We start from the raw sequence: 14165 nt of genomic DNA, 5'->3' as shown, positions 1-14165 counted from the left end.
ATGTGAGGAGAAGCGGGATCATGAGCGACGCAAAGCCGGTCTGGATCAAGGATCCGCTCGCCATTCTCGGAGACGGTGCCGAGCGCGGTGTCGTGGTGAAGGATGGCCGGATCGTCGAGCTGGTGCCGGCCGGCGGCACGCCGGCGACGGCGGATGTCGCGGCGTTCGAGGCGGGCGAGCACGTCGTGCTGCCGGGCTTGATCAACACCCATCATCATTTCTATCAGACGCTGACGCGAGCGGTGCCGGCGGCGATGGACCGCGAGCTGTTTCCCTGGCTCCAGGCGCTCTATCCGGTGTGGGCGAAGCTGACGCCGGAGCGACTCAAACTCGGCGTCACCGTGGCGATGTCCGAATTGCTGCTGTCGGGTTGCACCACGACGACAGATCATCACTACGTGTTCCCGGCCGGCCTCGAAGAGGCCATCGATATCGAAGTCGGCGTCGCAAAGCGGCTCGGGATGCGCGTGCTGCTGACGCGCGGCTCGATGAACCTGTCGCAGCGCGACGGCGGCCTGCCACCTGACAGCGTCGTGCAGGACGAGGACGCGATCTTGGCCGACAGCGCGCGCGTAATCGCAAAATATCATCAGCGGGGCGCGGATGCGATGGTGCAGATCGCGCTGGCGCCGTGCTCGCCGTTCTCGGTGACGACCTCGCTGATGCGCGCGACCGCCCACCTCGCCGACAAGCTCGACGTGCGCTTGCACACCCATCTCGCCGAGACCGAGGACGAGAACAGATTCTGCCAGCAGATGTATGGCTGCCGTCCGCTCGATTATCTCGAGCAATGCGGCTGGCTCAATGCGCGAACCTGGCTCGCCCATGGCATCTTTTTCAACGCTGACGAAATGGCGCGCCTCGGCAAGGCGAAGACCTCCATCAGTCACTGCGCGTGCAGCAATCAGATCCTCGCGTCCGGCTGCTGCCCGGTGTGCGAGATGGAGGAGGCTGGCGTCGGCATTGGGCTCGGCGTAGACGGCTCGGCCTCGAACGACGGATCGAACCTGATGCAGGAAGTGCGCGCGGCGTTCCTGCTGCAACGCGCCCGCTGTGGCGTGAGCAAGGTCAGCCACAAGGATGCGGTACGCTGGGCCACAAAGGGCTCGGCGGCCTGCGTCGGCCGGCCGGAACTCGGCGAGATCGCCGTCGGCAGGGCCGCCGACCTGGCGCTGTTCAAGCTCGACGAATTGCGCTTCTCTGGCCACGGTGATCCCCTGGCCGCACTGGTGCTGTGCGGAGCGCATCGCGCCGATCGGGTGATGGTGGCGGGGAACTGGACCGTGGTCGACGGGGCGATCCCGGGCCTTGATGTCGCCGATCTCATCCGCCGCCACAGCGCAGCGGCGCGGGCCATGCAGGCGGGATGATCGAGGCAGAATAGATGGAGGGGGCGACCACAAGTGCCGGGTGCTTCTGGCCACCCCCTCCAAACCTCCTCCGGGAGGAGCAGGTGATTTAGTCAATGCAAGAAGCGTGCTACTTGCCCGGCAGCTTGTCGTCGATGCCCTTCACGTAGAAATTCATGCCGAGGATCTGGCCGTTGTCGAGGTGATCGCCGCCTTTGCACTCGATCGGCTTGCCGTCCTGCCCAACGACCGGGCACTTGAAGGGGTGCAGCTTGCCCGCGGTGATCGCGGCCTGGGCATCCTCCGCCATTTTCTTCACGTCGTCAGGCATGTTGGTGTAAGGCGCCATCGCGAACATGTGGCTGTCGAGGCCGCCCCAGCTGTCCTCGGACTTCCAGGTGCCGGCGAGCTCGGCCTTGACGCGCTCGATGTAGTAGGGGCCCCAGGTGTCCAGGATCGAGGTCAGCTGGGTCTTCGGACCGAACTTGATCATCTCGGAGTCCTGGCCGAAGGCGAGCTTGCCGCGTTCGCTGGCAATCTGCATCGCCGCTGGCGAATCCGTGTGCTGCATGATCACGTCGGCGCCCTGGTCGATCAGCGCCTTGGCGGCATCGGCCTCCTTGCCCGGATCGAACCAGGTGTTGGCCCAGATGATCTTGACCTTGATGTTCGGGTTGATGGTCTGCGCCGCCAGGATCGTCGCGTTGATGCCGGAGACGACCTCCGGAATCGGGAACGAGCCGATATAGCCGAGCACGCCGGACTTCGACATCTTGGCCGCGATCAGGCCCTGGATGTAGCGGCCCTGATACCATTTGGCCGAGTAGGTCGACATGTTCGGGTTGCGCTTGTAGCCAGTGGCGTGCTCGAAATGCACGTTCGGATATTTCTTGGCGACCTTCAGCGTCGGGTCCATGTAGCCGAACGACGTCGTGAAGATCAGCTTGTTGCCGGCGCGGACGAGCTGCTCGATGGCGCGCTCGGCATCGGGCCCTTCGGGCACGTTCTCCAGATAAGTGGTCTCGATCTTGTCGCCGAGCTCCTTCACCAGCGCCTGGCGTGCCAGCTCGTGCTGGTAGGTCCACCCCAAGTCACCGATCGGACCCAGATAGATGAAGCCGACTTTCAGCTTGTCGGCGGCGGAGGCTGCACTAACGCTTCCGGCAAGCAACAGCCCGGCAGCCAGCGCAAGAAGTGATTTCCTCATCATCGATCTCCAAAACATCAGGGGAAAGCCACGATCCGCAAGGCGCGCGCCCCATCGCGCGCCCCGCGGAAAATCATCAGCGGTCAGGCACGAACACGGTGCCGAGCGTGGCCGGCGCGGTCGAGCCGCCGGTGCGCGCGCGGGACAACAGAACCAGCACGATGACGGTCGCAAGGTATGGCAGCGCCGACATGAATTGTGAGGGAATGCCGACGCCCCAGCCCTGCGCATGCAGTTGCAGGATCGTCACCGCGCCGAACAGATAGGCGCCGACCACGAGCCGCCCCGGCCGCCACGACGAGAACACGACCAGCGCCAGCGCGATCCAGCCACGGCCGGCAGTCATGCCGGGAATGAAGAACGGCGTGTAGGCGAGCGGCAGATAGGCGCCGGCAAGACCTGCGCAGGCGCCGCCGAACATCACGGCGAAGGTACGAATGCGCAGCACGGGATAGCCGAGCGCATGTGCCGAAGCATGATTGTCGCCGCAGGCGCGCAGGATCAATCCTGCCCGCGTGCGGTACAGGAACCACCAGACGCCGATGATGAGCGCGATGGAGAAATAGACGAAGGCGTCCTCGCCGAACAGCACGCGGCCGACCAGCGGAATGTCGGTGAGGCCGGGAATGGCGAGGTGCGCCGCCGGCGTGATGCGCTCGCCGACGAAGCCGGCGCCGATCAGGCCGGAGATGCCGACGCCAAGGATGGTCAGCGCAAGGCCCGTCGCGACCTGGTTGACCGCGAGCCCGAGCGCCATCAGCGCGAAGATCAGCGACATCAGCGTGCCCGCGATGATGCCGAACAGCGCACCAACCAGAGTCGAGCCGGTCAGCCACGCGCCGGCAAAACCACAGGCTGCGCCGACGATCATCATGCCCTCGACGCCGAGATTGAGCACGCCGGAGCGCTCGGTCACGAGCTCGCCGGTCGCCGCGATCAGGAGCGGTGTCGATGCGGCGAGCACCGAGAGGATGATGGCTTCAACCAGCTCCACGGGCCACCTGTCGGTTCGGGAAGACCAGCTTGAAGCGGTAGAGGATGAGGGAATCGCAGGCGAGCACGTAGAACAGCAAAATGCCCTGGAAAACCTTGGTGACGTCCAACGGGATCTTCATCGCGATCTGTGCCTGCTCGCCGCCGATAAAGGTCAGCGCGAGGAAAAGGCCTGCAATTAATATTCCAAGCGGGTTCAGTCGGCCGAGGAAGGCGACGATGATCGCGGTAAAGCCGTAGCCGGGCGAGATGCCGGGCTGGAGATGCCCGACCGGGCCGGCGACCTCGATGATGCCGGCAAGGCCCGCCAGCGCGCCCGAGATCGCGAAGGTCAGGATGACCAGCTGGTTGGCATTGAAGCCGCCGAAGCGTGCAGCGCGGGGCGCGGCACCGACGACGCGGATCTCGAAGCCCTTGATGGTGCGCCCGAGCAGGATCGCGGCTGCCGCGACGACGAGCAGGGCGATGATCGAGCCGAGATGCAGGCGGCCACCTTCGATCAGCAGCGGCACGGTGGCGACCGGATCGAACTCGGCGGTGGTCGGGAAATTGAAACCGTGCGGATCGCGCCAGGGGCCGCGGACGAGATAATCGAGGAAGAGATCGGCGACATAGACCAGCATCAGGCTGGTCAGGATTTCACTGGCGCCGAACTTCACCTTGCAGATCGCCGGGATCAGCGCGTACAGCGCACCAGCGGCGGTCGCGAGCACCAGCATCGCCGGCAGCACCCAGGCGCCGGCGTCAGTGCCCTGCGTCTTCACCGCGATCCAGCTTCCCGCGACCGCACCGATCAGGAATTGGCCTTCGGCGCCGATATTCCAGGCATTGGCGAGATAGCAGAGCGACAGGCCGATCGCGATCATCACCAGCGGCGTCGCCTTCACCGCGATCTCCTGCAGCGAGTAGCCGTCGGTGAGCGGCGCGATGAAATAGGCGTGCAGGGCGAGCAGCGGATTCTTGCCGAGGATCGCGAACAGGATGACCATGGTGGCGATCGTCAGCCCGATCGCGATCAATGGCGAGACCAGCGCGATCGTGTTGGAGCGCTCGGCGCGCTTCTCAAGCACCAATTGCATGCGCAGCCTCCTTCGGCTCGAGGCTGCTGCCGCCCATGAGGAGGCCGAGCTTTTCGCGGCTCGCCTCGCTTGTCGCGAGCGGTGCAGAGAGCCGGCCATGGAACATCACGGCGATGCGGTCGGCGAACTCCGCGAGCTCGTCGAGGTCCTGGCTGGTCACCAGCACGGCGGCGCCTGCGGTTGCCAAATCAAGCAGCGCCTGGCGGATCACGGCGGCAGCGCCCGCATCGACGCCCCAGGTCGGCTGGCTCACCACCAGCACCGCCGGGTTGCGCAGGATCTCGCGTCCGACGATGAACTTCTGCAGATTTCCGCCGGAAAGGGACGCGGCCTCCGGATCGCGCTTGGCCTTGCGGACGTCGAACGTCTCCGTCGCGCGGTCGACGGTGTTTAGCGTGGCCGCGGTGTCGATGAAGCCGTGATGGACCATGCCGCTGGCGGCATGCCCGGTGAGCAGCGCGTTCTCCGACAGTTTCATGCGTGGCGCGGTGCCGTGGCCGAGCCGTTCCTCGGGCACAAAGGCGGCGCCGAGCTTACGCCGCTGCGTGATCGAGAGATGGCCGGCGGCGATGCCTTCGATCACGACCGTCCCCGGGTCCTTCGACAAGCGCTCGCCGGAGAGCGCTGCGAACAGCTCATCCTGGCCGTTGCCGGCGACGCCGGCGATGCCGAGGATCTCGCCGCCCTTCAGCTCGAACGAGATGTGCTCGAGCCGCACACCGTGCGCCTCGCCTGGCGCAAGCGAGAGATCGTTGACGACCAGCCGCGGCACGGTGGTCTTCCGGCCCGCGGGCGCCTTCACCTGCTTGATCTCGCCGCCAACCATCATGCGCGCGAGCGAGGCGGCGGTCTCGAGCCTGGGATTGCAGGTCTCGACCTTCCTGCCGCCGCGCAGGATCGTGGCGGTGTCGCAGAGCCGCTTCACCTCCTCCAGCTTGTGGCTGATGTAGAGGACGGCGCGGCCTTCGGCCTTGAGCCGCTCCAGCACGATGAAGAGCTGGTCGGCCTCCTGCGGCGTCAGCACCGCGGTGGGCTCGTCCAGGATCAGGAATTTCGGATCCTGCATCAGCGCACGGACGATCTCGATGCGCTGGCGTTCACCGACCGACAACTGCCAGACCTCGCGTTTGGGATCGAGCGGCAGGCCGTACGTCTTCGACACCTGCTCCAATCGCGCTGACATGTCCTTGAAGGATTCCTTGCCGTCGAGGCCGAGCGCGACGTTCTCGGCGACGGTGAGATTGTCGAACAGCGAGAAGTGCTGGAACACCATGCCGATGCCGCGGCTGCGGGCTTCCGAGGGACCGGACAGCACGATGCGTTCGCCCTGCCAGCGAATCTCGCCGGCGCTGGGCTGGATCAGCCCGTAGATCGCCTTGACCAGCGTCGATTTGCCGGCGCCGTTCTCTCCCAGCAGGGCGTGGATCTGCTTCGGCCAGATATCGATATCGATGGAATCGTTGGCGAGGAAATCCCCATAGCGCTTGGTGAGCCCGATTGTCTGGAGCAGAGGGGGCTTGCCGGAATGCGGGCTAGTAGGCGTCGGATCCAACATTCGCTGATGCGCTGGCATGGGGATGGAGTGCCTCAATTGTGGGCTAGTTTGCGCCGCTGCGTAAGATGCGAAAAAGCGTCATCCCTTGCTCAACGCTTCGGCAGGCGGTTCGGCCTCGCGAGTCGCCGCCTCGCCGGGCCCCATCATCTCCGATCGACCTCCAGATCGGCGACGTGCGCAGGGAGCCTGTTGCAAATTTGTGACGGTCTACGTCAAATCGGAACCCGCTGTGCAGGGGCGAGGTGAAGTTGCGCAAATTCGCGCCAGCACGCGTATGCAATTCCCGACTGGCCCGCCAGCTGCTGCGGGCGGTCATATTCAATTTTTCCGAAATTCGCTAAAGCCTAACAATATCAGGCAGGAATGTGTGGCGCAGGCTGGACGTCGCGCTGCTGCCCGCCATCAGCGGCGAAGCACTAAAGCCTCCAGAACTCGTAGCGAACTTGCTGTCCGCTGCCGAAACAAGCGGCATGCGCTGGAAAAAGTTGAGGCTTCTCACTCCGAAAGATCGGCGCAAGTGTCGCACCCAAGGGCGTTCATTTTTACGTGCACAAACTTGGGGGTATTCAGGATGTCGTTTCGTTCTAGGGCAATTGCAGCAATGGCGCTGTCACTTGCTATGCTGGCCACCGGTGGCCGGACTCTCGCGGCGGATCTGCCGGTCAAGGCGGCCAAGAAGGCGGCCGACCTGCCGTTCTTCCTGGTGATCGACGACCGCGTCACCTTCTCCTACATCTTCAATGCCTCGCAGCCTGGTGCATTCACCAACACCAACGGTGTGATCAACGCCAAGACTACCAAGCAGGTCTACTCCTTCACCCACTTCGACCTCTGGGCTTACGGCACCAACTTCTTCACCATCTCGATGTTCAAGTCGGACCACAACGATCCGGCCGGTCCCTGCACGCAAACCGGCGGCATCGTTTCACCGGCGGCGGGCTTCGCGTTCACACCGGCGAACTGCGCCGGCGCGACCGAGATCTACGGCCTGTTCCGTTCCACCTTCGGCTGGAACGAGCTCTTCAACACCAAGGCATTCACGCAAGGCCCGCTGCATAACATCTCGTTCGAGGTTGGCATGGATGCCAACACGGAGAACCGGTACTTCGGCGCTGCCAAGCGCGACGTCGTCGGCGGTCTGCAGTTTGCCTTCGACCTGCCCTACAAGGGCTACTTCAACGTCGCGCCGCTGGTTTATTGGGAGTTCGCCAACCACAACTCCTTCTCGCAGTGCGGCGCTGGCTGGTCCGCCCCGTGTCTCGCCGACGGCAACACGTCGTTCAAGCCGACCTGGGCGATCGAAACCAACTATTATATGGACCTCGGCTTCCTGCCGCCGAACATGCAGTATTTCTCGATCAGCGGCCGCGCCGCCTGGTACGGCAAGAAGGGAACGGACACCGAGCCGCTTCCGGCTAGCGTCGCCAACGGTGTCTATCCCACCAAAGTCGAGTTCAACTCGGAGCCGATCCGCCTGACCATGGATGCGTCGAAGGCGATCTGGGGTGACAAGTATTCGCACTTCGTCGACGTCTGGGTCGCCTATCGCTACTGGCAGAACAAGTTCGGCCTCGACCACAACAACGCGGTTGCCTGTACCACCCTGGTCGGCGGGGCGAGGGTGAGCACCGGATCCTGCACGGAGTCCTCGCTCTACTCCGGCATTACCGTGAAGTTCTGATCGATCGCGGGATTTGGAGATCGGATGACGCCGCGCGGGAGTGCGCGGCGTCATTCGTGTTCGTGAAGAGCAGCGCTGCCGTAGGGTGGGCAAAGCGTAAGCGTGCCCACCGCTTCGGCTTCCATTGCATGCTGATCGTGGGCACGGCGCGAGCGCGCCTTTGCCCACCCCACGGTACCGGTTGCTGGAATAGCTACTTCGTCCAGACGCCGTCGTGCAGCGCTGCGGCTTCATCCTCGAGCAGCGGGCCGACGACCTCCGTCGCCCGCTGACCGCTGGCAAAGACCTCGCGGCAGGGCAGATCGAGCGTGGGGTTCTCCGGATGGTTGCCGGTGATACCGCGCAGGCGGTGCTCGCTGAGGCCGTAGACGACGCGGCCGATGCCGGCCCAGTAGATCGCGCCGGCGCACATCGCGCAGGGCTCGGCGGAGGAATACAGCGTCGCAGTCGCCAGCACGTCGCGGCTGACCGTGCGGCAGGCTTGCGTCGCCGCCAGGCGCTCGGCATGCGCGGTGCCGTCGTGGTCCGGCATGTAGCCGTTCTCGGCTTGGATCAGCACCTTGCCGTCGGCATCGACGACCACGCAGCCGAAGGGATGGTTGCCATGGGTGAAGGATCGGCGGGCGACCGCGAAGGACAGGCGTAAAAATTGTTCGTCGCGTTCGGCTGCGCCGCTCATCGCTGTTCCGTGCTCAGTGCCCTGCCATGTGCCGGCCGACTTCCGTGAGGTCGGCCTCGCTGGTCCGTGCTTCATACACGAATTCGCCGTGGAACATCACCACCAGCCGGTCGGAGAGTTCGAGCAGTTCGTCGAGATCCTCGCTGACCAGCAGCACCGCCGCGCCGCGGTTGCGTGCGGCCATGATCTCGGCGTGGATCTGTGCGACCGCCGCGAAGTCGAGGCCGAAGCAGGGATTGGCCGCGATCAGCACCTCGACGTCGCCGGCAAGCTCGCGGGCGAGCACGGCGCGCTGGACGTTACCGCCTGATAGCGCCGAGATCGGCGTTTCGGGCGTGCGAGTCTTGATCTTGTACTGGCCGATCTTCTTCGTCGCATCGTCGTGGAAGGCACCGCGGTTGAGCCACCAGCCGCCACTGGCAAAGGGCGCGCGGTCGAACTCGCGGAAAGCGATGTTGTCGGCGACGCTCATGCCGCCGACGCAAGCGTTCTTCAGCGGCTCCTCAGGGAGGAGCGACATCTTGTGGCGCCGCATCTCCTCGCGGCTGGCATGATAGGAATCGCCGGCGACGCGGATCTCCCCGCTCTCGGCTTCACGCTGACCGGCGAGCACCTCGACCAGCTGCCGCTGGCCGTTGCCGGAGACCCCGGCGATACCCACGATTTCGCCGGCGCGCACGGTGAGGGAGACGTCGTGTACAGCCATGGCGCCGGCATCGTCAAGCGCGCGGAGCTTGGCAAGTTCGAGCCGCGCTTTGCCGGCTTCGCCGGTGCGCGGCGGCTGCACCGTCAGTTCCTCGGCGCCGATCATGGTGCGCGCCATCGCGTCAGGCGTTAGCTCTGAAACCTTGCCGGCGCCGGCCAGCTTGCCGCGCCGCAGGATGGTGACATCGTCGGCGAAGGCCATGACCTCGCGGAACTTGTGCGTGATCATCAAAATGGTCAGCTCGCCCTTGACGACCATGTCGCGAAGCATGCCGAGCACTTCGTCGGCTTCAGCCGGCGTCAGCACCGAGGTCGGCTCGTCCAGGATCAGGAAGCGGCGCTTCAAATAGAGCTGCTTGAGGATCTCGCACTTCTGCCGCTCGCCGGCGGAGATATCCGAGACCTTTGCGGAGAGCGGCACCTTGAAGGGCATTCGTGCCAGGAACGCCTCGAGCTGTTTCATCTCCTTCGGCCAGTTCACCACGGCCGGCACATCGTCTCGCGCCAGCACGAGGTTTTCCGCGACCGTCATCGCCGGCACCAGCGTGAAGTGTTGGTAGACCATGCCGAGGCCGAGCGCGTGGGCGTCCTTCGGGTTGGCGATCGCCTGCTCGCGGCCGCCGACGAGGATGTCGCCTTCGGTCGCGTGGTAATAGCCCATGATGCATTTGACGAGCGTGGACTTGCCCGCGCCGTTCTCGCCGAGCAGCGCGTGGAACGAGCCAGGCCGCACCTTCAGCTCGACATTGTCCAGCGCCAGGAAATCGCCGAAGCGCATGGTCATGGCGATGGCGTCGACGCCGAAGGCGCCCGCCGGCGGTGGCGTTTCGCCGATGATCACGAAAGCGCTCCGATGAAGGCGTCGGAGGTCGAAACCGCGCCGAACACGCCGCCCTGCATCTTGATCATCTTCAGCGCGTGATCGTGGTTGCTCTTGTCGGTCGCGCCGCAGCAGTCGTGCAGCAGGACGCATTCGAAGCCGCGGTCATTGGCCTCGCGCATGGTGGTGTGAACGCAGACGTCGGTGGTGATGCCTGTGAGCACGATGTTCTCGATGCCGCGGACGCGCAGGATCAATTCGAGGTCGGTGGCGCAGAACGAGCCCTTGCCGGGCTTGTCGATGATGGGCTCGCCCGGCAGCGGCGCCAGCTCCTCGATGATGTCCCAGCCGGGCTCGCCGCGCACCAGGATGCGGCCGCAGGGGCCGGGATCGCCGATGCCGGCGCCGATCTGGCGCGAGCGCCAGCGCTTGTTGGCGGGCAAGTCGGAGAGATCAGGGCGGTGGCCTTCGCGGGTATGGATGATGTGGAAGCCCTGCTTGCGCATGACGGTGAGCAGCTTCTTGATCGGCTCGATCGGCGCCCGCGTCAGCGAGAGGTCGTAGCCCATCTTGTCGACATAGCCGCCAACGCCGCAGAAATCGGTCTGCATGTCGATGATGATGAGCGCGGTATTCTCAGGACGGAGATCGCCGTTGTAGGGCCAGGTATAGGGCTCGGACTTGATGTAGCGCTCGGGCATGATTTCGCTTCCTAGCGAGTGATCGACAATTCGGCCGGGGCTCCGGTCAGCGTGCGTTTCGGCGAACAGGTGATGATCATGATCGCCAGAGTCAGGATGTAGGGCGCGGCGTTGAAGAGGTGATAGCCGGAGGTGACGCCGACCGATTGCAATGCCGGTCCGAGCGCTGCGGCGCCGCCGAAGGCGAGCGAGGCCCACAGGCAGAGCAGGGGATCCCAGCGCGCGAAGATCACCAGCGCGACGGCGGTGATGCCTTGGCCCGAGGAGAGGCCCTCGTTCCAGCTTCCGGGATAGAACAGCGACAGGAAGGAGCCGCCGATGCCGGCAAGGAATCCGCCGACCATGGTTGCCCGCAGCCGGATCAAGAGCACGGAATGGCCCATCGCACGAGCGGCATCCGAGCTTTCGCCGGCGGTGCGGATGAGCAAGCCCCAGCGCGTGGTGCGGAAGGCCAAATAGAGGATTGGCGCGAGCGCAACGCCGATCAGGAACAGGACGTTGACGCGCAGCGCTGCGCGGACCTGCGGGATGTCACTCCACCAGCCGAAATCGATCGCGGGGAGGCGCGGCGCGGTCGGCTCGATCAGCGGTTTGCCGAGATAGAAGGCAAGGCCGGTACCGAACAGCATCAAGGCGATGCCGACCGCGACATCGTTGACGCGCGGCAGCGAGCAGATGCCGGCGTGCAGCGCGCCGAGAAGCGCGCCCGTGATGCCGGCGGCGAGCACCCCGAGCCACGGCGATCCCGAGAGGTAGGAGATGCCATAGGCGCTCATCGCGCCCATCACGAGCGTGCCCTCCAGGCCGAGATTGATGCGGCCGGATCGCTCGGTGATGCACTCGCCGAGGCTCACGAACAGGAAGGGCGTCGAGACGCGAATGGCGCCGCCGAGCACGGCGAGCGGGACCGTCCAGAGTCCGATCGATCCGTCTGCCATCAGGACTTGCCTTTCAGGAATCCGATGCGGCCGTAGAGCGCATCACTGGCGAGCACGAAGACGAAGATGATGCCCTGGAGCACCAGCACGGACGCGTCGGGCAAGCCGAGCCGGCGCTGCAGCAGGCCGCCGCTGGCGCTGATGCCGCCGAGCAGGATCGCGACGGGAATGATCGCGAGTGGATTTTGTCGCGCCAGGAAGGCGACGAGGATGCCGGTGAAGCCGTAGCCCGCGGCGAGGTTGGCGTTGGTGCGCCCCTGCACGGCTGCGACCTCGACCATGCCGGCCAGGCCAGCCGCGCCGCCGGCGAGGAAGCAGATGGTCAAGATCAGCTTGCTGACGCCGAGGCCGACGATCTTGGCAGCGCGGATGTTGCCGCCGGCGACGCGCGCGGCGAAGCCGAACACGGTGTGATAGATCAGGATATAGGCGCCGATCGCGGCGATCAGGCCGAAGACGAGACCCCAATGCACGTCGGTGCCGGGGATGGTGCCGATCATGTTGGCGGCGCCGATCTCGCGGGTCGATGGCTTGTTGAGGCTGGCGGGATCGCGCATCACGCCTTCGACGAGATGATTGAGGATCGCGAGCGCGATGTAGACCAGCAGCAGGCTCGAGATGGTTTCGTTGACGCCGCGATACTGGCGCAGCGCGCCCGACAGCGTGATCCAGAGGCCACCGCCGATCACGCCGGCGATGACCATGGCGACCTGCACGACGAGCGGCGGCATGCCCTGAAGCGCGAGCGCGGCACTTGTTGCCGACAGCGCGCCGATCAGAAGCGCGCCTTCACCGCCGATGATGACCATGCCGAGCTGCGCGGGCAGCGCGGTGCAGAGCGCGGTGAGGATCAGGGGCGCTGCGCGCGTCAGCGTGTTCTGCCAGGAGAACCAGGTGCCGAACGCGCCGTAGTACATGTAGAAATAGAGATCGAGCGGGTTCTTGCCGAACATCGCGACGAAGATGCCGAACACCACGAGCGCGCCGGCCAGCGCTGCCCCCGGGATCACGACGTATTCGATGCTCGCGCCGTAGCGCTGGAGAAAGCCGGGATCGGCGGCCGGGGCGATTGCCCCGACCGCTTCAGTGGAATCCGCGGCTTCCGTGGTCACGAAGTCGCTCCGATCACGCCCTCGACCAGATAGTCCATCTTCTCCAGTTCAGGATCCTTCTGGCCACGATCGGTGCCAGCAGGGATGACGGTCTTGCCCTTGTTGTCGACGAGGCCGCCCTTGAAGATGGCAAAGCCGTCGGCAGACAGGAATTTTGCCTTGGCCTCGTCGGCCGCCTTGCGCGCTTCGGCCGACACCGCTTCGCCATAGGGCGAGACCTTCACGATCTCTTCCTTCAGGCCCCCGCGGTAGAAATTCGGGATGCCTTCGCCGGAGGCGATCATCTTGACGAACTTCGGATAGAGCGCCTCCCAGTTCCACTCGGCGCCGGTGAGATAGGCCTTGGGTGCCAGCGCCGACTGGTTGGTGTGATAACCGCAGACGGAGGCGCCGCGGCGCGCGGCGTTCTCGACCATGGTCTTGGGGCCATCGACGTGACAGGTGAGCACGTCCACGCCCTGGTCGGTCAGGCTGTTGGTGGCTTCGGCCTCCTTGACCGGCATCGACCAGTCGCCGGTGAAGATCACCTGCGTCGTCGCCTTTGGATTGACGGACTTGGCGCCAAGCGTGAAGGCGTTGATGTTGCGCAGCACTTGCGGGATCGGCTTGGCCGCGACGAAGCCGAGCTTGCCGCTCTTCGAGGTCAGGCCGGCGACGATGCCCGAGATGTACTGGGCTTCGTCGATATAGCCGAAATAGCTGCCGGCGTTCTTGGGATCCTTGTCACTCCAGAGGCCGCCGCAGTGCTCGAAGCGCAGCTTCGGGTACTTGGCGGCCATCTTGATCATGTGAGGATTGTAGTAACCGAACGAGGTCGGGAAGAGGAGGGTGGCGCCGTCGAGATTGATCATGGATTCAATCGTCTTCTCGACTGCGTCGGTCTCCGGCACCTTCTCTTCTTCGATGACCTTGAGGCCGGGGATCTTCTTCAGCGCCGCGGCACCCTGCGCGTGCGCCTGGTTGTAGCCGTAGTCGTCGCGCGAGCCGACATAGATGAAGCCGATGGTGGTCTCGGCCGCGAAGGCCGGACGGAGGCCCGCTGCAGCGCCGAGGGTGAGGGCCGCGCCGCCCTGCAACACATGACGTCGTGAAATCCTGCCAGAATCCATTGCTCACTCCCCTTGGCGGCTGCCCCGCCTTCAATCTCGCGGCCGCGCCGGACTGGCGGAGCCCGGGAGAAGGTGTCGCAAGCTTCGTGCCAGAGGTCAGGAAATGAGCATTTTAGATTAAGCTATTGATCAAACTAAATTATCCTGCCGACCGCAATCCTGGCGAGGAAATCGGCAGATTAATTTGTGAGCAACATAGGCTCATTGTATGCAAGGGAGTTAAGCAGCATTAACCCG

At 64.8% G+C, this 14165-nt stretch carries 12 protein-coding genes; 2 read left to right on the top strand and 10 right to left on the bottom strand.

The window, feature by feature from the left end; all coding sequences use genetic code 11:
- Positions 1 to 20: 20 nt before the first annotated feature.
- Positions 21 to 1370: an 8-oxoguanine deaminase gene (locus tag WN72_RS33720; RefSeq protein WP_167380804.1), complete on the top strand. Its 1350-nt coding sequence runs from the start codon at positions 21 to 23 to the stop codon at positions 1368 to 1370.
- 109 nt (positions 1371 to 1479) lie between these two features.
- Here WN72_RS33720 and WN72_RS33715 read toward each other — a convergent pair whose 3' ends face one another.
- From WN72_RS33715 to WN72_RS33700, 4 genes are all read right to left on the bottom strand, one after another.
- Positions 1480 to 2556 (bottom strand): BMP family ABC transporter substrate-binding protein, encoded by a 1077-nt coding sequence (locus tag WN72_RS33715; RefSeq protein ID WP_027562425.1) that lies wholly within the window; start codon positions 2554 to 2556, stop codon positions 1480 to 1482.
- A 76-nt stretch (positions 2557 to 2632) separates the two neighbouring features.
- Positions 2633 to 3550 carry an ABC transporter permease gene (locus WN72_RS33710; RefSeq protein WP_092216015.1) on the bottom strand — a complete coding sequence of 306 codons (918 nt, stop codon included), beginning with the start codon at positions 3548 to 3550 and terminating at the stop codon, positions 2633 to 2635.
- The gene (locus tag WN72_RS33705) at positions 3537 to 4628 is read right to left on the bottom strand and encodes an ABC transporter permease (protein WP_027562427.1); all 1092 of its coding nucleotides are present in this window, start codon (positions 4626 to 4628) and stop codon (positions 3537 to 3539) included. The genes WN72_RS33710 and WN72_RS33705 overlap by 14 nt, the downstream gene beginning before the upstream one ends.
- Positions 4612 to 6183, bottom strand: coding sequence for an ABC transporter ATP-binding protein (locus tag WN72_RS33700; protein WP_092216013.1), 1572 nt, complete (start codon positions 6181 to 6183; stop codon positions 4612 to 4614). The genes WN72_RS33705 and WN72_RS33700 overlap by 17 nt, the downstream gene beginning before the upstream one ends.
- A 571-nt stretch (positions 6184 to 6754) precedes the next feature.
- On the opposite strand from WN72_RS33700, the gene WN72_RS33695 reads away from it, so the two are divergent.
- Positions 6755 to 7864: a hypothetical protein gene (locus tag WN72_RS33695; RefSeq protein ID WP_027562429.1), complete on the top strand. Its 1110-nt coding sequence runs from the start codon at positions 6755 to 6757 to the stop codon at positions 7862 to 7864.
- Positions 7865 to 8057: 193 nt separating this feature from the next.
- Here WN72_RS33695 and WN72_RS33690 read toward each other — a convergent pair whose 3' ends face one another.
- The 6 genes from WN72_RS33690 to WN72_RS33665 are packed head-to-tail and all read right to left on the bottom strand — an operon-like array spanning position 8058 to position 13928.
- The gene (locus WN72_RS33690) at positions 8058 to 8543 is read right to left on the bottom strand and encodes a nucleoside deaminase (RefSeq protein ID WP_092216011.1); all 486 of its coding nucleotides are present in this window, start codon (positions 8541 to 8543) and stop codon (positions 8058 to 8060) included.
- A gap of 13 nt (positions 8544 to 8556) precedes the next feature.
- The gene (locus WN72_RS33685) at positions 8557 to 10089 is read right to left on the bottom strand and encodes an ABC transporter ATP-binding protein (protein ID WP_092216009.1); all 1533 of its coding nucleotides are present in this window, start codon (positions 10087 to 10089) and stop codon (positions 8557 to 8559) included.
- Complete coding sequence (gene biuH, locus WN72_RS33680) at positions 10086 to 10769, bottom strand: biuret amidohydrolase (protein WP_092216007.1); 684 nt, start codon at positions 10767 to 10769, stop codon at positions 10086 to 10088. Before biuH ends, WN72_RS33685 begins: the two co-directional genes overlap by 4 nt.
- Positions 10770 to 10780: 11 nt before the next feature.
- Complete coding sequence (locus WN72_RS33675) at positions 10781 to 11707, bottom strand: ABC transporter permease (RefSeq protein WP_027562433.1); 927 nt, start codon at positions 11705 to 11707, stop codon at positions 10781 to 10783.
- Positions 11707 to 12819, bottom strand: coding sequence for an ABC transporter permease (locus WN72_RS33670; protein WP_092216005.1), 1113 nt, complete (start codon positions 12817 to 12819; stop codon positions 11707 to 11709). Before WN72_RS33670 ends, WN72_RS33675 begins: the two co-directional genes overlap by 1 nt.
- Entirely contained in the window at positions 12816 to 13928 is a 1113-nt protein-coding gene (locus WN72_RS33665) for a BMP family ABC transporter substrate-binding protein (protein ID WP_092216003.1), read from the bottom strand. Before WN72_RS33665 ends, WN72_RS33670 begins: the two co-directional genes overlap by 4 nt.
- Positions 13929 to 14165: the final 237 nt, after the last annotated feature.

Source organism: Bradyrhizobium arachidis (assembly GCF_015291705.1).
Classification (GTDB): Bacteria; Pseudomonadota; Alphaproteobacteria; order Rhizobiales; family Xanthobacteraceae; genus Bradyrhizobium; species Bradyrhizobium arachidis.
Note: the sequence above shows the minus strand (reverse complement) of the source record. Positions and strands in the feature narration are given on the sequence as shown.